Here is a 22,492-nt window from a genome sequence, read left to right as displayed (position 1 = left end):
CTTAGCTCGACTTTGGCCATTCAGGCCGCCTGGCACAGGGCGAAGGCCCAGGCTGGTGGAAGACGGAACCGACGTTTCCTGCGGTCGCGCCTGCGGCCTGACATCGAAGAAGCTTCCTGGCGCCAGATGGTTCGACGGACGGCTGCGAGAGCATCGGAGAAGGTGGGCTGTGCTTTAGGGTACCACGCCGCCGCCGCCCCCTGCCGTCGCTCACGTGCTGGGAGCCGTGTGGCGAGCAGGGTGACGATGGAGAACAGGGCGAGCAGGCAGGGGGTCGTACGAGCGATGGCCTTGTCGGACCATTGCCGCTGGGTCTCGACGCCGAGATGGGCACGCGCTTCCTGGAAGGTGACCTCGACCTGCCAGCGCCGGACGAACCACGTCACGATCTGGGTCGGGTCTCGTGCGGGGTCGGTGCAGAGCAGCGATTGGGGCTCGAAGCGCTTCTCGGGATCGCGGATCAGAACCCATCGGATCGGCACTGCTGGTAGACCGGAATGATGCCAGACGGCAGTGGCCGAGGTGATCTCGATCTTACGCTCGCCCATGCCGTACCAGCCCAGCACGCTCACCTGCTGCCAGAGGGTGCCCGGGTCGATCAGGATCTTGGACAAGGTTGGTCGCCGCACACCCTTCTTGCGTGGGCGCCCGATCGTACCCGGAGGCCTTGGGGGCGCTGGATCGTAGAGCGCCGCATCCAGGCGCAGGCGGGTGATGGCGGTGACGCCGCCGCGGCGCAGGGCGTCGAGAAACAACAAGGCCGAGAAGGCGCTGTCGCCCACCAGCACGAGATCGCGCCCCGGCAGCCAGCGGCGCGCCTGCAGGGTCATCTGCCGTCCGACATCGAGCAGGGTCTTGTGCCGATGACCGCGTTCCCGGCAGGCGCGCTCGGAGGGGACGAGGACGGTCAGAAACGGCAATGCCCAGACCCGACCCGCCCAGGGTATGGGTGTGAGCAGCATCAGGCTCATCCAGCGCAGGCCGCTGGTCTTGACGAAGTGGACGCCTGACGAACGCACCGGATCACGGTAGATCCCTCGGGCCTGGATACGGCGGCCCCAGCGCCGCTCGATCGTGTCGTCGAGCGCCAGCACCACGGGGCCGTGTGGGACGAAGGCCTCGACGAGCAGCCGAAGCAGCATGTGGGCTCCAGCATGGGGGGACCATGCCGCGCGGCTGAGCACCCGGTGCATGTTCACGAAATGTCGGTCGCGTGCCCTGCCCGTGATCCGCAGCACGCTCGCTACCGTGCGCCGACCCGGACAGAGGATCGCACCGATCAGCAGGGCCTGAGCGTGCCGCCACGACCGGTGGACGAACAGCGGAGCGAAGGACAGGATGATCCCAGCGAAGCGGGCAGGCAGGTGCGGCATGAGGCGTCTCTGGCGAGGGACACCACCAGCCTATCCATCACGCCCGCTTCGTCACCCAGCGCGTTCCACGACCGGTCGAAATGGCCAAAGTCGAGCTTAGCCGGCTGCATCATCAACACACCGCAGCCGAGGAGGCGGCCTGCATTAGCGACCGTGACAGAGCGCGCAGACAGGCAGGGGTTAGCCCATCAGATCTCGGCTACCAGGCCGCAATGAGCCCGCTCACGTTGACTTAGAGGCGCCTGCCGGCCGACATGGACCGTTCCGGCTGCACCCGCCTCGGCGAGTCGTGGCCGCCATTCAGGAGACCGTCGCCGCGAGATAGACCCTGAAAAGCCAACAGCCCCTTCCCGGCAAGGAAGAGGCTGCTGAAAACCGAGGGCCTGTGAGGCCGGACTCATCTCCCCTCACAAGCCATGAGACCCCCCGGGGTGTCAAGACGGAACCTGTTTCCGTCAACGGGAAGGCTTTGCCTGGACCCTAGCCGCGGCCCGTGAGGGACCGAGTTCGATGAACTATGCCGATGAGATCCGCCGACAGGCGGAAGCGGCTTCGCGCGCCGCGCTACCGGCTGTCACGGCTGCGCTATGGCGCGCCTACAGCGATGGGAAGGTCACGGAAGCCGAGGCCGAGAGCCTGTCCGGGCTCATCGAGGCGAGAACATTGTCCACGGGTAGACCGTGGTCCGAACAGACCTCGAACCCAACAGAAACCGTCACACCCCAAACAGGGGATCCCGCCAAGAACGTATCAGGTTTCGCAGGAGCCCCCAGGAGGGCCGTCGGCTCCCGGCCACGCACGGACGCCTCGATGGAGCGCCGTCGTCGCTGGGCCGCCTCTGGCCGCCTACCGCCAGGGCTAGCGGCCCGGTTCACGCTGGCCGAGCAGGCGGTCCTCGCCTTGGTGGCCGCCGAGGTGGCACGGCGAAAGGACTGCCGCCTGTCGGTGCCGAACCTCGCCGCAGTCACGGGCGTGGCCGAGACCACCGTGCGCAACGCCATCCGGGAGGCCCGGAAGCTCGGGCTGGTGACCGTCGAGGAGCGCCAGATCACCGGCTTCCGCAACGACACCAACATCGTCCGTATCGTCTCGCCCGAGTGGACCGCCTGGCTGCGGCTGGTACGGATGCGAGGTCCACTATCCAGACTTGGATCGTCCGCTTCCGCCTCGCCGGCCCAGAGGGGAGGGTGCAAATCCGCGAAGCGCACGCCTACTGAAGTTCTAGTCCTGTCAGAATCGGGAAAAACGGAACCGAAAAAGAGCTGCCGACAAGCGGCTGGCGACCTCGACCGCGCGGCATATTCTCGAATCCGGGCGGGCTGAGCTATGCGGTGACGGTCTGCGGGCGGACGGTATTACGAACAAACCCAATGCGCCGTTTTAGAACGGGCGTTCTGGCACACCTGAATCTTCAGGCCACACAAATGCACTTTTAACGGTCTTCGACTGCTCGTGATTCGACTTTGCCGCAGCCTTGAACTGTTCCTGGGCTAGCCCAGTTTCTAACAGATGTTAAATCGCGGTCTGGCTATAGTCGGCGACCTGGAGCCCATCGGCGTCGCCCGGCACCTCAGGGTCGTTAGGCGCGGTGACCCGTTGTCAGCCTGCGCTACAATCTCAATTTCCTGCTTATCTACTCTGGCATTGCTCGCAGTAGGCGTAACGTGGCTTGCCCCTCGCAGCGGTTGGATGCCGCCGACGTCTACGCGCCGCACATCATCTGCTGTGCCCGTCGAAGCTCCCGTCATCTTTCCGGCGTGGGTTGAGGTCCCGCACCTGACCGGGCCGCTATCGACGCGAGACAATCCGGATGCTTCACCGCCTGCGGACGGACCGCGCAGTTTCCTGGATCCGGATCCAGCGGACACCGCGGAGCGGCCGGGATTCCTGCCGCCCCGCGCCAACCCGCGCCTGCCGCTGATCGGCCGTGCCCCCCTCGATGCGGCGCGTCTAACGCACGAACAGTCGTCCGTTTGGAATGAGCGCACCGAACGCCCGGATGTCGCGACATCGGCCCTGCCGCCCGTGGTAGCGACGCTTGAACCAGATGTGCCGCAACAATCGCAGGATCGAGCCAGGACGGAGCCGACGCGAGCCCTGCCGACGGGGCCGACCCCTGCGCCGATCCTGCCGCTTCGTTCGATGCAGACACAGGCCCCGACCGAGATCCTCGTTCGTCCCGCACCGACGATCACCACTGCGCTCCCTCCCGGCCGCGTGGCGGTGCTCAACCCAGATCCTGCGCAGCAAGTGGCGGATCGAACGAGCCCGATCACGCCGCCTGACGTCCGGGCCGTGACCTTGCCAATCCTGAAGCCCAGCCCCGCAGGGCACGCTCGATCGCTGCGTCAGCCAAGGGTAGTGGCGACGGCGTCCCAGACGCGGGTGCCCTACCGCAACGCCGAGCAGACGGCGAGCATCATCGGCCTACCGAGATCAGCTCGGGTACGGGTCGATGCCGGCGCGATCGCGCACGCCTCCCTGCACCGAGCACGAGCCGAGCGCTCGGCCGGCCCGTCACCTGCTTCTGCGCCGTCCGCACCCTGGATGCTGCCACCCGCCCTCGCGCCGACGGACTAGCTCGATGCCGCGGCCTCTCGTTCACCCCCGCGAAGAAGGAAAGCCGTGATGTTCATTCGTTCGATCTGCTGCGCTACCGTCGTCTCCGTCCTGGCCGGCCCTGCGCTAGCGCAAGATGCGCCCGCAGCGCCGGACACGTCAGCGGCCACGTGGCAGATGCCTTGGCAAATCGCGCCGATCGGACCTGCCTCTGACGCGGCTGGCGAGCAGACCATCCTGTCGATGGTACCCGGCACCGGCTTGGTGAAGGGCACATCCGCCGCCCTTCAGACCATAGGACAGACGCTGCCCGAGGTGCCGGGCCGCAACCGCACGGTTGATACCTGCCGGGCCACCGTCATGAGTGAGGCCGGTAAGGCCGGCATGAAGCAGGTCGAGGCCGTCTCGGCGGGCGCGGACAGAACCGACAAGAAAGGCGACTACTTCGCTCCGGTGCGGTTCCGTATCACCTACGAGCGGCCGATGATGTACGAGGTGCGGGAAGCGGCGATGATCTGCGTCGTGAACCGGAAGGGTGCCATCGTAGACGCCTATATTCCGGCCGACGAGTCAGTCGTGACGCAATGGACGGCCTTCAGCCGCCGGTGATCTGACGGCGACAGCACCTCCTACTCCTGCTAAAGCCCCGCTTCTTCCCGTCCGCGCGCACGAGGCGTTCGCGACACCGCAAGGCGTGCGGCGGGCAAGCTCGCGACGACAGACGATCTGCGGGCCAGTTCCCCGTAGGCCGCCCGTGAAGCCTTGGCCGGGCAGTCGCGTGAGGGTCGGTGCGGCGGCGGGACTGGAGACCGCAAGTGCCGGCCCATGGCCTGTCAACGTGAGAACCTACCGATCAGCAAGCTCAATCAGCCTCGTCTATCCCGTAGGTACGGGCGGCCCTTGCCATACGAGTGAGCTGATCGAGATCCAGAAGCGTGACATCGATTTGTAGATGTCTGCCTGGCCCGGCAAGCTCTAGGCGCAACGCTTCAATCATCGTCCCCAACGACTCCCCCAGGGCGCGGATCTGCGCCCCGCGGGAACCTAAATCTACGCCTTCAGCGAAGGCGCCGGCCAGGGCCGCCGTGTGACCTTGAACCTCGTCGAATAGAACGAGGTCCCAGGGATCTACGGTATCCATCGTCGCCTTACGCCGCGCGCACGGTCGCCAGGAAGCGTCCCACCTCGGCGGCGAGGTGCTCGGACTGGCGCGACAGCTCCGAGGCCGCCCCAAGCACCTGGCTCGCCGCCGCGCCGGTCTCCTCGGCCGCGCCGGCAACGCCCGAGATGTTGCTGGTCACCTCGCCGGTGCCCATCGCAGCCTGGCTGACGTTGCGCACGATCTCCTGGGTGGCCGCGCCCTGCTCTTCTACACCTGCCGCGATCGAGGTCGCCACGCCGCTGATCTCCCGGATCCGCCCGGTGATGCCAGAGATCGATGCAACCGCCTGACCAGTTGAGGCCTGGATCCGGGCAATTTGTCCGGAGATCTCACTCGTGGCCTTGGCAGTCTGCTCGGCGAGCGCCTTGACCTCGGAGGCAACGACGGCGAAGCCTTTGCCGGCTGCCCCGGCCCGGGCCGCCTCGATGGTAGCGTTGAGGGCCAGCAGGTTGGTCTGGCCGGCGATGGTCGAGATCAGCCCGACCACGTCGCCGATCCGCGCCACCGCGGCACTCAGTTCCTGCACCAGCGCCCCGGTCTGATCCGCCTCATGTACGGCAAGCTGCGCCAGTTCAGCCGAGCCGGCAACCTGCCGACTGATCTCTTGAACCGATGAGCCGAGTTCCTCGGCGGCAGCCGCCACCGTGTTGACGTTGGAGGCTGCTTCTTCCGCCGCGGCCGCGACCGTCGTCGACTGGCTCGCCGTCTCAGTCGCCGTGGCGGTCATCGTCTGAGCAGTAGCTTGCAGTTCGGTGGCCGAGGAGGACACCATGCCGATGATGCCGCCGACCGCGGCCTCGAAGCCGTCGGCCATCTGGCGCATGCCGGCCTTGCGCTGCTCCTCGGCGGCCAAGCGGGCCTCCGCAGTCTCCTCTTCCAGCGCCTTCATGCGGATCAGGCCGTCCTTGAACACCTGGACAGCGTCCGCGATCGTGCCGATCTCCGTCTTAGCGCCCTGGTGGGGGACGCTCACCGACAGGTTTCCGCCTGCCAGCGCCTGCATCGGTTGCACGACCGAGTCGATGCTTCGGGTTACGCCTCGGACGATTACCACCGCTGCCGCTACGGAAAGCACGAGGCCGAGGATCATGGCGGATATCCCCCATGTCCGCGTGTCCTCGTACACGGCCTTGCTCTTGGCCTGAGCTTGCGCAGCCCCATCCTTGTTCAAAATGCTGAGCTTATCGAGTGCTGCAGAGGCCGCGCGACGCGGGATAAGGCCCTTGGTTTCGTAGAGCGCGAACGCCTCGGCTTTCTGCCCCTTGCGCGACAAATTCAGAACAGCGTCCCGCACAGTTTCGAAGTTGCGGTATTCCCGCGTGAAGGTCTCGTAGAGCGTCTGCTCCTCGGCCGAGCTGATCAGCTTCTCATAGAGTGCCTTCTTCTCGTCGAGCTTCTTGCCGAAGCGCTCGGTGTCTGTCTCGATGCTGGCGAGCAGCGCTGGATCCGTGGCCTGCGTGTGCCGCAGCATGGAGCCAGAGGTGCGGGCGGTGAGCGTGTCAATTTCGCCGAGTGCGCGGACGCTGGGCAACCAGTTCGTCTCGATATCGAGCGCCTGCTCACGCATTTTCTGCGTGCCTAGAAGCCCCAGCAGACCTAACCCGACAATGAGCAGGGCTAAGATCGAGAATGCGGCTATCAGTTTGGTACGGATGGACATGGGCTGAAGCGACACGGCTGACCTCGTCAGGCAGCCGTCGAGCCGGGAATGCTTGTAGCCGCCGGCATTAAGCCGTGCCGGGAAATGGTTAATAGCGTGCAGCAATACGGTGAAAGCGCCGCTATCCGTGAGGGGAGGTGTTGACGAGGTCGCTTCCAGCTTAGTGATGGCAGTCCATCGTCGCCTCGACATCCCAGCGGAGCGGTAAATGAGGTCCCACTAGCGGGCCTTCAGGCGTAGGGCCCACCGAACAGGTCGCCCATCGCCTTCCTTCGGAACAGCGTGCGCCTGCGCCTTCGCTGATGCTCCGGCCGGTCGTGGATCATGTGGCAGCGCTGGCAGAATGCCGCGAGGTTGGCGTCCACGTTGTTGGCCGTGTCGTGATCCCGGTGAGCGGCTGCCAGAACGACGTGGGTTCGGCGGGCGCGGCCAAGGATGTCGGTGCCCACCCTAACCCGGATCCGGCGGCCCCATCCATCCCGCCAGCGGCCAGCCTCGGCGTCCCACCAGCGGCCATCGCCGAGGTGGTAGACCATCTGCCCGTGCGGCCGCCCGCAGCTCTCACACCGGCCCTGAGCCCGGCCGAAGCGGATCGCCATCGACAGCTCGCGCCAGTCGATCGGGTAGAAGAAGCGGTGCTCGGGCCGGATCGGCATGGGGCCGCACTGTGCCACCCAGCGTGAAGAAAGCGTAGCGGTAAGGCTCTCGCTTGTTTGATGGCTTAGGTCTGAAGTGTGCCACCCATCGCTAAGGGGCCGCTGTTGGCCCTTTTCGGACCCTCGGAACGTCCGCTCTCTGACTATGCACTCGGTGTGAGTAGCCGCCGGACGGCCGCGACGATCTGCCGGAGCTAGACCGGTTTCTCCAGCCAGTCGACGCCGTCGAACTTTACCGGGATCACTCCCGGTTGTAACCGGTGACGAGCACGAATGGGATGCCGCCGTTTTTCCGGTGCTCGGCCATCACCACGATGAGATCGCGTTGGTGAGTCTGGAGATGGCAGAGAAGAGCGATGGACTTGTCGGACTGCAAGTTACGCCGGGTCGTTGCTCCGCTAGATCGCCGAATGGCGCGCCGGTCTTCCGTCAGGCTGCCACCTGCTCACGGTGAGCTTCGGCGAATGCGCGTGCCTTAGCGACGGAAAGCGGCTTGCTGAACAGGTAGCCCTGGACCTGCATGCAGCCCTCACGGCGTACAAGCTCAAGCTGCTCGGCAGTCTCGACGCCCTCGGCGACGATGCCCATGCTCAGCCGCTCGCCGATGCCCACCACCGCCCGCACAATCGCCGCCGCGTCCGGGTCGGCGATGTCGCGAATGAATGCGCGGTCTATCTTCAGCAGGTGGAAAGGGAAACGCCGCAGGTAGCTCAGGCTGGAGTACCCGGTGCCAAAGTCGTCGAGGGCTATGCGGACTCCGAGATCGCGCAGGCGGTGCAGCACCGCCACGGCCTGGTCCGGGTTCTGCGCTAGCAGGCTCTCGGTCACTTCAAGTTGCAGGCGCCGTGCCGGGAGACCAGTCGCCGATAGGGCAGTCACGACAGCCTCCTCAAGGCCGCCGCGGAACTGCACCGCAGAGACGTTGACGCTCACGCGCACTGAGGAAGGCCAGTTCAGCGCCTCAGTACATGCCTCGCGTAGCGCCCAGGTGCCCAGCGGCACGATCAGCCCCGCGTCCTCTGCGACTGGGATGAACTCGCCCGGCGAAATCAGGCCGCGCACGGGATGTTGCCAGCGCATCAGAGCTTCGAAGCTCACGATTGCCCCGGTCGTCACGTCGATAATCGGCTGGTAGACGAGGAAGAAGTCACTCCGCCGGATCGCCTCCTTCATGTCGAGGGCAAGCGAACTTCGTGTGGCGGCGCGCGCGTGCGCCTCGGCCTCGAACATTCGGTAGGTATCGCGGCCAGCGGCCTTGGCCTCAAACAGCGCCATGTCGGCGCGCTTGAACACCTCCTCGGCGGTCGCGCGGTCGTCCGACAGGAGGGCGAACCCGATGCTGATACCGATGTCGATCACCCTGCCGTCGAGCAGGAGCGGCTCACCTACGGCGACGATGATGCGCTCGCAGATTTGTGCCGCCGCCTCGCCGCCGTCGATGTCGGACAGGATCACAGCGAACTCGTCGCCACCGAAACGCGCCACGGTGTCCGGCTCGCGCACGATCGCGCGAAGGCGCTCGGCCACGAGGCATAGGACGCGGTCCCCAGCCATGTGACCGTAGGTGTCGTTGACGGCCTTGAACCTGTCCAAGTCGAGCGCGAGCACGGCGTATTGGTCGGGCGCATGGGCTGCTCGGCGGAGAGTGTGGTCGAGGCACTTTTGGAACAGGTTGCGGTTCGGCAGTCCGGTCAGCGCGTCGTGCAGCGCCATGTGCTCGATGCGCGCCTCGGCCTCCTTGCGCTGTGAGATGTCGATCAGCGTACCGACCAAACGCAAGGCTTGCCCGTCCGGCGTGCGGCTGGCCACGCGGGCGCGGGCCAGTACCCAGAAGGCGAACCCGTCCGTGCGGCGCACGCGATACTCGCATTCGAGCGAGGGGGTCAGACCCTTGAGGTGCGCGCGCGTGACCGCAGCGACGCGTTCGCGGTCCTCGGGGTGGATCGCGGCGATCCAGGCCGATGTGGTGGGCTGAGCCAGATTGCCGACGAGGCCGAGCTTGTCCCGCCAGCGCTCGGTCGCCCACAAGCTGCCGTTCGCGAGATCCCAGTCGAACAGGCAGTCCTCACCGCTGTCGAGGGCCAGCGCGAGACGCTCCTCGCTGATTCGAAGGTGAGCCTCGCTCGCGCGCAGGGCTTCCTCGGCCTCGCGCCGGGTCGTTACGTCGAGGTACAGGCCGACGAAGCGAACCGGATCGTTGCTGCGCTCGTCGTACACCACGCGCCCGAACGTTTGCAGCCAACGCGGTGAACGAGATGCGTCTAGGCCGCCGACGCGGAACTCCGAGGTGTAGGCCTCCCGTGCCGTCAGCGCGCGCTTGACGTCCGCCGATAGACAGGAACGATCCTCCGGCCACACGTGCGCCTTCCAGGTGTCGAGCGACATCTCGACGGGACCGTCCGCCTCACCGTGACCGAGGAGGCGAGCGCCGGCGGGCGAGAGCCGAACCGAACCGCCGATGTCCCATTCCCATAAACCAGCCCCTGCCGCGTCCTGGGCGAGGCGCAGAAGATCGGTGGTCTCCTCCAGCCGGTGTCTGGCCTCGACCAGATCGTCGATGTCGAGCGCGGTGCCGATCCACTCGACGACCGCACCGCCGGAACACACCGGCTTCATCACCAGCTTGTGCCAGCGGTAGGTGCCGTCATGGCGGCGCAGGCGTCCTTCGACCTCGTAGCCCTCCCGCCGATAGCGCGCCGCCGCCCATGCCGCCTCCATCCGCCCGGCATCGTCGGGATGGTTGCGGGCCAGCCGGGCGGCCCGCGAGGCGCCGATCGCCCCATAATAGTCCGTGAAGCGGCGGTTGACATAGCTCGCCTCGCCCGCGACCTCCGTCATGATCCAGACGAGTTGCGGTAGCGCATCGGCCAAGGTGCGGTACTGCACCTCACTCTCAGACAACGCGCGCTCGGCCACGCGCCGGGCGGTCACGTCCGTGAACGTGCGCACGAACCCACCCATCGCCACTGGCAGCGTGTGTACTTCGAGCACAGTCCCGTTCGGCCGCTCACGCTCGTAGTCGCGGACGCGCAACTCCGGCTCACCACACTCCAGCCATCGTCTGAGCCGATCCGGCAGGTGGGTGAACTCGCCCTGCGCCGCTTGATACGCCCGGACGGCGGCAAAGGGCGCGCCGTCGTAGAGCAGGCTCTCGGGCACACCCATCAGGGCGGCAACGCGGCCGTTGTGTACCCGGACGCGATCGTCGGCGTCGGTCATGACGAGGCCCTGGCCCATCGCTTCCAGCGTCGCGCGTAGCAGCGCTCCCGTATCGCGAAGCTCTTGCTCGGAGCGGGCTAGATCGGTCACGTCGAGGCACACGCCGTGGATCGACAGCACGCGACCCGCCTCATCCCGCTCGGCAACGCCGTGCACGGACACGTACCGGACCTCACCGTCCGGTCGCAGCACACGCGAGCGGTGCTCGTAGCCGCCGCGCGGCAGTTCACTGCGGTCGGCCATCGCCGCCTCGATGCGCGCCCGCACCGCCGCGCGGTCGTCGGGATGGTATAAGCCGAGGTGAGTTTCAAGATCGAGCACGTCGAGCGCTTCATTGCGGCCGAAGACGCTCGCGATGCCCGCTGACCACGCGATCGTGCGCCCGGCCACGTCGATGCGCCAGTGGCCGAGGCTGGCCGTCGCCTCGGCGATGGCCTGGAACTCCGCCGCCGCGCGAAGGCGCCGCTCGACGTGCATGCGCTCGGCGATCTCGGCCTCGTGATCTCGTTGTGCCTCACGCAAGTGCAGGTGTGCGACGACGATCTCGGCCAGATCGCGAAGCTGACGGACTTGCTCGGGCGAGAAGGAGCGCGCCGCCGTGTCCTTGATGCAGAGCGCCCCGACATGGATGCCCGATCGGAGCATCAACGGCGCCCCTGCGTAGAACCGTATGGCTTGCTCGCCCTGCACCATCGGGTTCGCAGCGAAGCGCGGGTCGCGCGTCGCATCCTCGACGACGAGCACGTCGTCGGAGAGAATGGTGTAGTTGCAAAAGGCGATGCTTCGCTCCGTACCGTCGAGGTCGGTACCGCACTTCGCCTTGAACCACTGCCGGTTTTCCTCGACCAGCGAGACGAGGGCGATCGGGACTGAGAACAGATCGCGCGCCAGACGGCAGACAGCGTCGAAGTGCGCCTCGTTCGGCGTGTCCATGATCGCGAGCTGGCGTAGGGCTGCCAGCCGGTCCGCTTCGTTGGATGCAATCGCAACCATCTACTCACCCACCTGTCTGGCTGGGAGGCGAAGACCACTCCAGTCGATGCGCGCCCGGGTTGTAGCGATAGGGTTTTAATGAACCATTCCCGACAAAATGCGCTCACCTGGGCTCACGCCGTTGGATGGCTATAGTCCGATAGCATTGGGCATATAACCGGAGGCCTGTTCTCGGGTGTTAATCCAACTTCCATTCGCCACCCTATGCCGACGTCGTATGGAGTGCCGAGCGGCGGAATTTGTCCCGCCGGACGCAAGCCATCGAACGCCCTTGGGGGACTCAGGCGGCTTCGGAAAGGGCGGTGTCGAGCCTGGAGGTAACGCCTATCTCGATCAGCGGCTGACCTCTGCCCCCCGCACTCCCCCGTTACTCCTTATCAGCGGCTGATCGGTCCGGGAGTGACGCCAAGCCGTTGCGCGCGCGCCAGCCATTCCGGACAGCACGATCGGCCTTGCGCTTCATGAGGTAGCTGTCGAGATCGTCCCCAACCCGCGGGACCATGCTGTCGAACGTCTTGCCGGCGGCCTCCCGATCAAACCCGGCGTCCACCAGCAGATCGACCATGGCCATCCGAACCACAGCGCGGGCGCCATCGTGCTTCGACCCGCGGTACTGCATCAGCGTGACGAATAGGGCGATGCGGGCGACGTCCTCACGCCGTGGGGCGCAGATCTCGATGCGTGTGTGGTTGTACTTGGCCTGCGCGGCGGCGTGGCGTTCCAAAGCCTCGATCTCGTACCTGGAACGGCGATCGGTGGGGTCGGGCATCGGGGTAGCTCCGGTGAGTAGAGCCCCAGGATCAGTCCCGAGTATGCAAGCCGAAATAGTCAATGCCGTCCTCTGACGAAATTATATTTTACATCGACGACTCATGAAACGCCGGTCTGGGGCTTGTGCCTTGCCCTGTGCGCCCAATTCGGCACGACGTCGGGCGCAGAGATGCCGACGTCGGCCCGTGAAACGCGGAAGGAGCCGCCCCTCTCCTGATCACAAGGAGCGGCTCTGGCTCAATCTCAACCGTGCGGCTTGAACACGACCTTGGTGCAGTTGTCGGTCTTGTTCCGGAACGCCTCGTAGAGCGCTGGCCCCTCCTCCAGGTTGGTGGACCGGTGGCTGATGATGAAGGACGGATCGATGTCACCGTTCTGGATGCGCTCCAGCAACGGCTTCATGTAGCGAACCATATGCGTCTGGCCCGTCTTGAGGGTGAGGCCCTTGTTCATCAGCACCCCGAGCGCGACCGGACCGACAGGTCCGGCGAAGACGCCCGGCATCGAGACGTTGCCGCCGGGACGGCACGCCAGGATCGCCTGGTTGAGCGCGAACGGCCGCTCCAGGCTGACGGTGTGCTCCATGATCGCGGAGGAGACCTTCTGCAGGGTTGTATCAGCCCCGTGGGACTCCATGCCGACCGCCTCGATGACCGAGTCCGGACCGAGGCCATGGGTCATCTCCATCAGCGTGTCCTGCACGTTCTGGCTCGCGAGATCGATGGTCTCGGCACCGGCCTCACGCGCCAGCGCCAACCGCTCGGGCACGCTGTCGATGGCGATGACGCGCTTGGCGCCGAGCATCAGGCAGCATTTCACGGCGAGCACGCCGACGGGACCGCAGCCCCAGATCGCGACCGTGTCCTCCGGGCCGATGTCGCAGTGTTCCGCCGCCTGGTAGGCCGTCGGGAAGATGTCGCTGAGGAACAGGACCTGCTCGTCGGTGAGACCCTCGGGTACGACGATGGGGCCGACGTCGGCATAGGGGACCCGCAGGTACTCGGCCTGACCGCCTGCATAGCCGCCAGTGATGTGCGAGAACCCGAACAGGCCGGCGAGCGGGTAGCCATAGGTCTCGGCCTGCAGCTTGCCATTCGGGTTGGTCCGCTCGCAGCAGCTCCAGTTGCCCCACTTGCACTGGCGGCACTCGCCGCAGCAGATCGTGAACGGCACCACGATGCGGTCGCCCACCTTAAGCTTGTGGTTGTCGCGCCCGACCTCGATGACCTCGCCCATCGTCTCATGGCCGAGGATGTCGCCGCACTCCATGGTCGGCATGAAACCGCCCATCAGGTGCAGGTCCGAGCCGCAGATCGCGCAGGCGGTGACCTTGATGATGACGTCGCGCCCGTGCTCGATTTTGGGATCAGGAACGGTCTCGCAGGTGATCTTGCCTCGGCTCTGCCATGTGAGCGCTTTCATCGAACCGTTCTCCCGCAGGTGCAAACTGCAGGGATAGCCATCCGCAACTCGTGCTGTTCCCGGGCGAACGGCCTCTTTCTCACTGATGTGAGGACACAGCGCTCCAGCGAGAGCACAAGGCTGCCTCGACAACCGCCCTCATGCCCTCCTCTTGAGCCCATGCCCGGGCAGCACGGCCGGACCTACGATCCACAGGATGCCCTCCGCACCTTCAGTGCGTATGGTGTGATACCCCTCCGGCTACTGTGCTTCTTACCGTAGCGCTGCCGTCGGCGACCGCCCCTTGCCGCACGCTACCGTCTCGTGACCATGGCCCAACCGCGACCTGCCGAAGGCAACCGGCACGGCGCAGGAGTGTGAGAGCCGGGCTCACGGGGTCGATCCTGGAGGAACGCGGCTGACGGCTCAGCCCCGGCTCAGTCGCCTCAGCACAAGCTTACGAATAGCTCAGTACCTCGAAGGCATCACACCACACCCACTGAAGGCGCCGGGACCCATATCGCCGTGGTCCGCGCCCTCAAGCCGAAGCCGATCGAAACACCGCGGCGCAGCTCGAAACAGCGCCGACGCTCTCGGACGTTCGTACCTGTTCGGGAAGGCTCGGAGATGTTCTCTGCACACCTGTGCACCCCAGTGCGGATCGGCTCGCCCGGCACGCCCCGTGACTACGGGTGCCTTGGTCTGTAGGGAATAGGACCCCACTTCCACACCCCTGTCGTTCCCGGTTGTGGCCCCACTTCACGCCGCGTCGTGGACTGGTTCGCCGGTTGGGGTGCGGATCAGGCAAGAGTTATAGGCGGCACGACATGGCACTGGGACTACAGCCTGCACGGCACATCGCAAGCATCACAGCTCGTGCACTGACGGTGTGCTGCTTACGCTCGACATCGGGGAACTTAGGCTCGCATACTCGGTTGGATGGGCAACTTTATCGAGCAGCACCGCCCCATATTGCTTGATACAGAAGCGCCCGACCAAGGATCATCTCCCCTTGGTCGGGTTTTTATTTCTATACAGCAACACAACGATACAAATCTGCGGCACCTTGGACGTGCCGCGCCTGGATCCGTCCTGCCTGCGGATGAGTTTCTGGATCAGACTTCGCGGATAGGAGATGATCCTGATGAAACGCTTGGCTCTTGCCTCAACGGCACTGCTGGCTGCATTTGCCTTCGTCCCAACTGGCGCTGACGCCCGTGGCTTCGGTGGCGGTGGCTTCCGCGGCGGCGGGTTCGGCGGGTTCGGCGGGGGCTTCCGGGGCGCTGGCTTCCGTGGGGGCTACGGTGGGTTCCGTGGCGGTTATGGCCGCTTCGGTTACGGCTATGGCCGCGGTTATGGCTACGGGGGCTACGGCCTGGGTTTGGGCCTCCTGACCGGTGCAGCTGTCGGATACGGCCTCGCCGGCGGTTACGGATATGGCTACGGCGGCCCCTACGGTGGGTATGCTCCAGTAGGTTACTACGGCGGCCCCTACGGTTATTACCGTCGTCCGTATGGATACTACGGCTACTGAGGTTCGCGTCTTACGCCAGAGTCACGTGCAGTCGGCCTGCAAATGGCGCCATACACTCGATCGTAACTGGGTTTTAGCATGATGCTGTAGGGCCAAGTTGCGTATCGGCCTACCGCTGGTGAGATCGGATGCTCCCCCGCCCCGTGAGCAGATCGGGGCGGGGTCGAGCCCCGATGCTGACAGGTCTACATGCATGACCGACGAGCCAGGCCGGAAGCTCTCGGATGAAGAGATCGACCGGCTGGCGCGCGAGCTGATCGCCGAGGTTCGGGCCGAGAGCCTAAGCCGAAGGCGGGAAGAGCCATTCAGACCGCCGGTGAAGTGGCCGTGGCGGTCGTCCTCATCCTGTCCGACTGGCTCCTCGTCGCGAACGACGATGCTGGAGACGCTGGCGGGGATTGAGCCGGCTGATGCTCAGCAATCGGCCGAGCGCAACCGAGCGTGGCCATAAGCGTTCATGAGGAAGCGGCGCTGTTCGGCACTTGAGGCTTCCGAGATGCTCCTGATCGCCTTGCTCATCGCGGGCACGTTTATGCTCGCCGGTTCGTTTTCGCTCATTGCCGTGCTAACGGACTGAGGGGCCCACTCGCGACTTCAGTTCTTGAAGATCCGGGGCTCATCATCTGCAAACGCTGCACGCTGCTCAGTGCACCACTGCTGCTCGCCAACCGCTTTCACCTCGGCGTAGCGCCGCGCCAGTTCGTCTTTGAAAGCCGCATTGGCCTGTTCCTTACCTAGCACCTTGGTGGCCACATCACGTGTGGTTTGAGAGATCCGCAGGGCGGTCGTGCCATCGATCGCGTAGTGCTTGCCGCAGAACGTGATGATCGCGGACTGCGCGCTGGCAGCCCGGAGCAGGGCCAAGGCTTGCTCATCCTGGCTCTGCGCGTGAACGGGCGCGACGTGCACACCGACGGCAAGGGCGAGGGCTATGAGGGCTCGGCAGCGCACGACCGTCTCTCCAGCGACCGCCAGCACAGCTACTCGATGAGCTGGCACAGCTCGAGCCTGCAAGACCCCACCGGCTACACGCCGTAGCTCAGGTGTAAGGGCCACCGAACAGGTCGCCGAGCGCCCCTAACAGCGTGCGCCACCGCCGGCGCCGGTGCTCCGGCCGGTCGTGGATCATGTGGCAGCGCTGGTAGAAGGCTGCGAGGTTGGCGTCCGCATTGTCGGCCGTGTCGTGGTTCCGATGCGCCGCGGCCAGAACGACCCTGGTCTGGCGGGCACGACCAAGAACGTCCACTGCCCCAGCCTTGAGCCGGATCCGGCGCCCCCATCCATCCCGTCAGCGGCCGGCCTCGGCTACGGTACCCCTCATCCCTCCGTAACCGCTACCGTACTGCTGCCATCGGCTACCGTACCCTGCTGCGGTCTACCGTGAGCTTGCTGGCAGCGCCGGCCAGCGTATGCGTCAGACCCCGCCGGGCCCAATCGGCCCCCTCACCCATCACAATCTTGACAGCCGCAATCACGTTGCTCCTGTTCGGCGGTGGAGCGCGGGACGTCAGCCGGATCACGATTAACGAAATCGTGGATGCCTTCAGGCATGGTCGAGGTCAGCGTAGGATCCCCTGCCGGGCCAACCAGGCTCGACACAGACCCGGCCAAGCGGTCGTCGATGTCCCTGGACGCCCCATACCGAAGCCGTGGCCGCCGGTATCGAACCGATGCAACTCGACCGGTACGCCGTTTTCCCGACAGGCCACTTCGAGCAGGCTCGCGTTCTGCGGGTTCACGGTCGCATCGTCGGCAGCCTGCACGATGAACATTGGCGGATCGTCCGCGCGCACGTAGCTCTGCACCGACCATGCATCCCGCACCTCGCGGCTCGCGTGTTCGCCTACCTCCTTGCGTGCCGTCGCGGTCCGTTCAGACGGCGCATCCAGGCTCACGACCGGGTAGAGGAGCACGGCATAATCCGGGCGAGCCGATTGTTTGTCGACCGCGTCGACCGGCGTGTAGGAATGGCAATCGCTGCGGACGGTGACCAAACCAAGGACATAGCCGCCCGCCGAGAAGCCGAGCACGCCGATGCGCCCCGGGTCGATGCCGTACCGGTCCGCCGTCGCACGGATCATCCGTAAGGCACGCTGACCATCCTGTAAGGGCGCCGGGGTTGGATCGTGCCAGCCTTCTTGGGGAAGGCGATACGTCAGGACGAAGGCTGTGACGCCCTGATCTGTCAGCCATCGCGCGGCGGGATACGCCTCTTCGGCTTGGCTGATGCCGGTTAGGCCTCCGCCTGCCGCGATCAGCATCGCAGCGCCGTTCGGCCGGGCCGGAGCAAACACTTCGAGGATGGGTATGGCGATGTTGGAGATCATCCCATCCTTCTCGTGCACTGGTCCCGTCGGGCCACCACCGCCGGGCGGGGTTCCGGGCCAGAGCTGAAGGCGCTGTGGCGCCGGATCAGCATGGGAACGGCCCGCAAGGGTACTAGCGGCAACAGCGAGGAGAAGCGCGCGACGATCAAGAAACATGACGTCCTCGTGGGGAGAGGACGCCAGGCTAAGCAATTTCGGTGACGAATGGTCGGTCGCTCACCTGACCCGCTACTGGAAGCCTTACAGGCTCCCGGGCATCCCGATCTGGGAGTTTGGTCATTGATCCCCGCCCGTGACGCATGGGCGGGCCGTTCCGCCCTGACCTCAACCCGGCCGAGCATGTCGTCTTTTCACTGTCGCTCTGGTCGGCGTGCGTTTTTAGGGGTCGTCATATCCACTATGGCGGCTCGCGGTCGCGCAGCGACCTCGGCTGAACGCCTGTACCGACAGAACCTGCGGTGCGGTCGGTATGGTGTCGGCCACCTCCCGCACGATCTTGGTGCGGATCGCTGTAGCGAACTCACCCGGGTCTCGCACAGGCACCATGAAGGCGCCGGGACCGCCGATAACGCAATCCCGGTAGTAAAGATCGAGATCGGGGATGTCGTAGGGGCCCGTCGGCGCCTTGATCATCAGCGGCAGCCCGTTGACGACGACACCTGCCGCCACCGCATCATCGCGGGCCTCGGTGACTTTGCGGCCGTCGTTGTTGGGACCATCGCCAGAGACGTCGATGACGCGGCGCGTCGCCTCGAACCCAGACGTGCGCAGGAGCCCGACCGAGAAGTCGAGTGCCGCAGAGATCGAGGTCCAAATGTTACGGCGCGGCGGCATTCGCGCGAGCTGATCGGCGAAGTTCTCGGCCTCGGCAGTCGTACCGATCACCGTCCAAGGCACGACCACAGACTGGCTGTGCGTCCCCGCCCACTCGACGTAGGTCACAGCGATCCGACCGATGAGGCCTTGGCGGATCGCTGTCTGAACGACTTCAGATCGGAAGGCAGCGACGTAGCCGTCGCGCTGAACCTGCTGCTCCTCGGGATCCATTGAGAGCGACACGTCCACCGCAAGGACAAGAGCGAGGTCGACCTCCGTGCCCGCTGCCTGCGCCGTCGTCTGTCGCACCGGCGGTACGAGAGTGCACAGGATGGCGGCGACCACCGCGAGGCGCATGAGGGTTCTCCAACGCGTCCTCAGTGTGGCACAGGCCTGGCGCGTCACAACCGCGACACGGTTGCGCTCACTGCCGTCAAGCAGCATGCCTGCCTGAAAGCGCACAGATCTTGCGGGCTCACTTCCTCCAGTGAGGTGAGTTATGGACAAGCTTGATCAACGCCGTTGGCTGCAGCTCGGCCTTGGGCTCATCGTCATGATGACGATCTCAAGCCCGCAATACGTCTGGACACTGTTCGTCAAGCCATTCCAGGCCGCCACCAACGCCTCGCTCGCAGCCGTGCAGGTCACTTTCACCGTGGTGATCGTGCTGCAAACCTTCTTTTCTCCTGTGCAGGGCTACCTGATCGAACGCTTCAGTGCCAAGCTGATGATTGCCCTGGGTGCCGCCCTCAGCGGTCTCGGTTGGGTCATGGCCTCCTATGCTGAGAGTCTGATCGGTCTCTACGCTACCTATGGCCTGCTCTGCGGGCTCGGAACCGGCATCGTCTACGTTGGCATCGTCGGACTCATGGTGCGGTGGTTCCCGGACCGCCGCGGCTTTGCAGCCGGCCTCGTGGCGGCCGGCTACGGCATGGGCGCGATGATCACTACGTTCCCGATCTCCAACATGATGGAAGCCGCCGGCTTCCGGCAAACCTTACTCGTCTTCGGCATCATCCTCGGTGCCGTCGGCTTTCTGGCCGCTCTTGGTCTACGCGCGCCTCATCCGGACGAAGTTCCGGCCGTCAAACCCAGCCGCCTGACTGGTACGGCAGCCAACACGGCTCCCAAGGCGATGCTGCGCACGCCATTGTTCTGGCTGATGTTCGTCATGATGACGATGATGTCGACCGGCGGCCTGATGGTCACCGCCAACTTTGCGGCCTTCGCTCGGGAATTTGGCGTCGCCGACGCGCTAGTGTTCGGCTTTGCGGCTCTTCCGTTCGCCCTGACCTTCGATCGCGTCACCAATGGCCTGACGCGTCCCTTCTTTGGCTGGGTCTCGGATCAGATCGGTCGCGAGCAGACGATGGCAATTGCCTTTGCCCTGGAAGCCTGTGCCATTTGCCTGCTGCTCTACAATCGCCAGAACCCCTATGCTTTCGCCCTGCTTTCAGGCGTGGTGTTCTTCGCATGGGGCGAGATCTTCTCCCTGTTCCCTTCGCTCTTGACCGACACCTTCGGTACCAAGCATGCCACGACGAACTACGGCTTCCTCTACATGGCCCAAGGCGTCGGTTCGCTGCTCGGTGGGCCTATAGCGGCTCTGGTCCATGACGCCGCCGGCAACTGGGTGCCGGTGTTTGGCATCGCTATCGCTCTGGATGTGTTCACGGCAGCACTTGCGTTTCTCGTACTTCGGCCGATGCGTCGGGGGTGGATCGAGGCGCGCGGTGTGTCCCCGCTCATCGTCGGCACCGCGACAGCTTGATGCGGACGCCGCTGGCGGTTTTGCCGCCTTCGGCGAGTTGATGCAGCCAGTCGCCAAGGTCGACCTCGATTGGGCCACCGCGCGCGCCACGATTGTTCGCGCGGTATGACATCGGCTGGGCTGATAGGATCTCGTTCGTAACCGTTCTTGATCACTCGGCGACGGTCAGGCTCGCGATCTCTACGCCCATCCATAGCAGCCGCAGGGTCTTGGGGGCCGCTTCCGAGATCGGGTGGCGGAACGCCACCGCCGCCCAATGCATCGCCAACTCGCTCGGTCCGTCGATGACGACATCGAGGTTTAAGACCAACACTGATGGATCCGGGCTTGCCGGCTCAGACAAACTGAGGCGTGGCCGCTCGTTCGTATTGCCGAGTTCGATTTCACCGCTCACCCGCAGGATCGGCGGCTCTGCCGTTGCTATGGCCACCTGCCAGCCCCGGGTTTGTGGGACGATATCGCCAGCCATTCTGAAGCCTCGCACAAACGTAGGTTCTCGGAGGACTCAGGCACGGGGCAGGCCATTCGACTTTCATTCGGACTTGTCGCGCTCGGCCCCAAGGCTCGCCCCACCCTGTATGGCCTCCTCTTTCTCCGTGCCGGCCCGATCCATGGGACCGTCCTGCGCCTTGATTGCACCGGTGGCGGTGTCCTGCGGAGTATTCGCCAGCCCCTCGCTTGGCGGCTTGCCCTGGGGCATCCGCTGAGCCTGCGTGTCGATCCGATCGTCAGCCATGCTCGTTCCTCTCAGATATCGGTCTCGCGCTTCACGATCGCGTCTTCGTCGGTCCCTTTCTGCGACAGCCCAACCTCTGGCTTCGTCTCGGTCGTCGGTGCGACCTTCTTGGGATGTGTGCCGTGTTCGGCGCCAACGCGCGCCCAGCGCTCGGCGTCGTACTCCATGTCAGCAACAGTCTGCGTGTTCGAGATCTTCGGCTCGTCGGGCATCAGCGGCTCTCCGTGTTTGTAAGCAACGCGGCATGTGACAGCGAAGGTCCGGAGGGGAGCCGCCAGGGCACCTGTAGTCTGGTGCAGATTGACACGGCTCGGTCGTGAAATCTGATAGCCGATGCTATATTCTTTCACGGCGCAGCCAACCTGGCTGTTCCCCGGCTGTATTTACAGCCAGCTCGGATGACGGACACGACCCATGCGAGGTGAAGGCAAGGCTTTCAAACCTGGCCAGAGCGGTAACCCCGGCGGCCGGCCGAAAGGTGCTCGCAACCGCACCACCCAGGCCGTTGAGGCGATCCTGGACGGCGAGGCCGAGGCGCTGACCCGCAAGGCGGTCGAGATGGCGCTGGACGGCGACGGCCCCGCGCTGCGGCTGTGCCTCGATCGGCTGTGCCCGCCCCGCAAGGACCGGGTGGTGCAGTTCGACATGCCGGTGATCGAGAAGATCGCGGACGTGCCGGTCGCCACCGCGAAGCTCATGCAGGCGGTAGCTGACGGCGAACTGACCCCGAGCGAGGCCCGAGACGTCAGCGCGGCTGTCGGCGTGCACGTCGAGGCGATCAAGGCGGTGGACCTGGACCGCCGGCTCGCCCGCATCGAGGAGGCTATGGGAAATGTACTCTAAGGTTCTGGAAGCCAGCCTCGCCAAGATAGAGGCCAATCCGCGGTTCGGTGCGCTCTCGGGTCTATCCGACGCCGAGCTCGACCGGCAGATCGTGGCGGGCCTGAACGACATGGCGTCCGAGTGGCCGTCCTTCGGCGCCATGGTGTCGAGCCTGGAGGCATCCCCTCACCCGGCCGACAAGGAAATGGCCACCCAAATCGAGGCGTTCATCGCGGACTGGCAGACGCAGCAGCGACAGAAGGCGGGGTAGTAGAGGCGCTGCGCTTCCTTGCGGGCGTTCACGACGACATGGTGGACGCCCTTGGCCTTATCGGGCAGCTGCTCGACCGCGTCAGGCCGGGCGTCGCCCCGAAGGCCCCGCCAAAGCCGAAGGACGGGCTCAGCAGGTACAAGTCGATGCGGACAAGCGGCGGATCGTGGCGGGTGTAGGATCCAAACATCTCCTGCAACCGCACGCCGACCGGCGGCAGGGGCGGGCTTCACATCGCGTGATGCTCTTCCGGAGGCGGACGTTGATCGCTATGTCGGTCGGCGCCGCTTCGGCGGTCGTCTCTGTGTTACCGCTCGTGGCCATAGCTGGCCCAATCGAGCGAAGGCCAGCGGCGTCCCTGTCCGAGCTCTGGCAGATGCTGAGCGCCTGCGCTCAGATCACCGGCCTGCCGGCTGGAGCC

Annotated in this window: 21 protein-coding genes and 1 pseudogene; 7 read left to right on the top strand and 15 right to left on the bottom strand. The window is 65.3% G+C overall.

Annotated elements, in window-relative coordinates; all coding sequences use genetic code 11:
* Positions 1–20: 20 nt before the first annotated feature.
* Positions 21–1,373 (bottom strand): transposase, encoded by a 1,353-nt coding sequence (locus MKL20_RS17995; RefSeq protein WP_244037815.1) that lies wholly within the window; start codon positions 1,371–1,373, stop codon positions 21–23.
* A gap of 510 nt (positions 1,374–1,883) precedes the next feature.
* On the opposite strand from MKL20_RS17995, the gene MKL20_RS17990 reads away from it, so the two are divergent.
* Together MKL20_RS17990 and MKL20_RS17985 are read left to right on the top strand one after the other, a co-directional pair.
* Positions 1,884–2,696, top strand: coding sequence for a helix-turn-helix domain-containing protein (locus MKL20_RS17990; protein WP_244037814.1), 813 nt, complete (start codon positions 1,884–1,886; stop codon positions 2,694–2,696).
* 1,305 nt (positions 2,697–4,001) lie between these two features.
* Complete coding sequence (locus MKL20_RS17985) at positions 4,002–4,541, top strand: hypothetical protein (RefSeq protein ID WP_244037813.1); 540 nt, start codon at positions 4,002–4,004, stop codon at positions 4,539–4,541.
* Positions 4,542–4,794: 253 nt separating this feature from the next.
* Here MKL20_RS17985 and MKL20_RS17980 read toward each other — a convergent pair whose 3' ends face one another.
* The 7 genes from MKL20_RS17980 to MKL20_RS17955 form a co-directional block, all read right to left on the bottom strand.
* Positions 4,795–5,073: a hypothetical protein gene (locus MKL20_RS17980; protein WP_244037812.1), complete on the bottom strand. Its 279-nt coding sequence runs from the start codon at positions 5,071–5,073 to the stop codon at positions 4,795–4,797.
* 7 nt (positions 5,074–5,080) lie between these two features.
* Positions 5,081–6,769 (bottom strand): methyl-accepting chemotaxis protein, encoded by a 1,689-nt coding sequence (locus MKL20_RS17975; protein ID WP_244037811.1) that lies wholly within the window; start codon positions 6,767–6,769, stop codon positions 5,081–5,083.
* 215 nt (positions 6,770–6,984) lie between these two features.
* The gene (locus MKL20_RS17970; protein WP_244037810.1) at positions 6,985–7,410 is read right to left on the bottom strand and encodes a hypothetical protein; all 426 of its coding nucleotides are present in this window, start codon (positions 7,408–7,410) and stop codon (positions 6,985–6,987) included.
* A 241-nt stretch (positions 7,411–7,651) separates the two neighbouring features.
* Positions 7,652–7,786: a hypothetical protein gene (locus MKL20_RS33005; protein ID WP_279594834.1), complete on the bottom strand. Its 135-nt coding sequence runs from the start codon at positions 7,784–7,786 to the stop codon at positions 7,652–7,654.
* A gap of 53 nt (positions 7,787–7,839) precedes the next feature.
* Entirely contained in the window at positions 7,840–11,622 is a 3,783-nt protein-coding gene (locus tag MKL20_RS17965) for an EAL domain-containing protein (RefSeq protein WP_244037809.1), read from the bottom strand.
* Positions 11,623–11,989: 367 nt separating this feature from the next.
* Positions 11,990–12,391, bottom strand: a complete 402-nt coding sequence (locus MKL20_RS17960; RefSeq protein ID WP_244037808.1) for a hypothetical protein — start codon at positions 12,389–12,391, stop codon at positions 11,990–11,992.
* A 245-nt stretch (positions 12,392–12,636) separates the two neighbouring features.
* Positions 12,637–13,815: a zinc-dependent alcohol dehydrogenase gene (locus MKL20_RS17955; protein ID WP_244037807.1), complete on the bottom strand. Its 1,179-nt coding sequence runs from the start codon at positions 13,813–13,815 to the stop codon at positions 12,637–12,639.
* Positions 13,816–14,929: 1,114 nt separating this feature from the next.
* Here MKL20_RS17955 and MKL20_RS17950 point away from each other — a divergent pair.
* Positions 14,930–15,328, top strand: coding sequence for a hypothetical protein (locus MKL20_RS17950; RefSeq protein WP_244037806.1), 399 nt, complete (start codon positions 14,930–14,932; stop codon positions 15,326–15,328).
* Positions 15,329–15,922: 594 nt separating this feature from the next.
* Here MKL20_RS17950 and MKL20_RS17945 read toward each other — a convergent pair.
* The gene (locus tag MKL20_RS17945) at positions 15,923–16,192 is read right to left on the bottom strand and encodes a hypothetical protein (protein WP_243972134.1); all 270 of its coding nucleotides are present in this window, start codon (positions 16,190–16,192) and stop codon (positions 15,923–15,925) included.
* A gap of 3 nt (positions 16,193–16,195) precedes the next feature.
* Between MKL20_RS17945 and MKL20_RS17940 the strand changes: the two genes are divergently transcribed.
* A complete protein-coding gene (locus tag MKL20_RS17940; RefSeq protein WP_243972132.1) occupies positions 16,196–16,366 on the top strand; it encodes a hypothetical protein in 171 nt (56 codons plus the stop codon).
* Position 16,367: 1 nt separating this feature from the next.
* On the opposite strand, the pseudogene MKL20_RS17935 reads toward MKL20_RS17940, so the two are convergent.
* The 3 genes and pseudogenes from MKL20_RS17935 to MKL20_RS17925 all read right to left on the bottom strand — a co-directional run.
* Positions 16,368–16,616 (bottom strand): annotated as a pseudogene (locus tag MKL20_RS17935) (hypothetical protein); the annotation flags it as partial.
* Between the two features lie 271 nt (positions 16,617–16,887).
* Entirely contained in the window at positions 16,888–17,811 is a 924-nt protein-coding gene (locus tag MKL20_RS17930) for an alpha/beta hydrolase (protein WP_409568166.1), read from the bottom strand.
* A 222-nt stretch (positions 17,812–18,033) separates the two neighbouring features.
* The gene (locus MKL20_RS17925; protein WP_244037804.1) at positions 18,034–18,828 is read right to left on the bottom strand and encodes a DUF1194 domain-containing protein; all 795 of its coding nucleotides are present in this window, start codon (positions 18,826–18,828) and stop codon (positions 18,034–18,036) included.
* Between the two features lie 142 nt (positions 18,829–18,970).
* Between MKL20_RS17925 and oxlT the strand changes: the two genes are divergently transcribed.
* Positions 18,971–20,242, top strand: a complete 1,272-nt coding sequence (gene oxlT, locus MKL20_RS17920) for an oxalate/formate MFS antiporter (protein WP_244037803.1) — start codon at positions 18,971–18,973, stop codon at positions 20,240–20,242.
* A 151-nt stretch (positions 20,243–20,393) separates the two neighbouring features.
* Here oxlT and MKL20_RS17915 read toward each other — a convergent pair whose 3' ends face one another.
* The 3 genes from MKL20_RS17915 to MKL20_RS17905 all read right to left on the bottom strand — a co-directional run bounded on the left by MKL20_RS17915 (position 20,394) and on the right by MKL20_RS17905 (position 21,190).
* Positions 20,394–20,711, bottom strand: a complete 318-nt coding sequence (locus MKL20_RS17915; protein ID WP_244037802.1) for a hypothetical protein — start codon at positions 20,709–20,711, stop codon at positions 20,394–20,396.
* 63 nt (positions 20,712–20,774) lie between these two features.
* Complete coding sequence (locus MKL20_RS17910; protein ID WP_244037801.1) at positions 20,775–20,978, bottom strand: hypothetical protein; 204 nt, start codon at positions 20,976–20,978, stop codon at positions 20,775–20,777.
* Between the two features lie 11 nt (positions 20,979–20,989).
* The gene (locus MKL20_RS17905) at positions 20,990–21,190 is read right to left on the bottom strand and encodes a hypothetical protein (protein ID WP_244037800.1); all 201 of its coding nucleotides are present in this window, start codon (positions 21,188–21,190) and stop codon (positions 20,990–20,992) included.
* A 202-nt stretch (positions 21,191–21,392) separates the two neighbouring features.
* Here MKL20_RS17905 and MKL20_RS17900 point away from each other — a divergent pair, with 202 nt between their 5' ends.
* On the top strand, positions 21,393–21,821 hold the full coding sequence (locus MKL20_RS17900) for a DUF5681 domain-containing protein (RefSeq protein ID WP_243972119.1): 429 nt from the start codon (positions 21,393–21,395) through the stop codon (positions 21,819–21,821).
* Positions 21,811–22,071: a hypothetical protein gene (locus MKL20_RS17895; protein ID WP_244037799.1), complete on the top strand. Its 261-nt coding sequence runs from the start codon at positions 21,811–21,813 to the stop codon at positions 22,069–22,071. The genes MKL20_RS17900 and MKL20_RS17895 overlap by 11 nt, the downstream gene beginning before the upstream one ends.
* Positions 22,072–22,492 lie beyond the last annotated feature (421 nt).

This window comes from Methylobacterium sp. E-066 (genome assembly GCF_022829635.1).
Classification (GTDB): domain Bacteria; phylum Pseudomonadota; class Alphaproteobacteria; order Rhizobiales; family Beijerinckiaceae; genus Methylobacterium.
The sequence above is the reverse complement of the archived record's forward strand: the minus strand, read 5'-3'. Positions and strand labels throughout refer to the sequence as shown.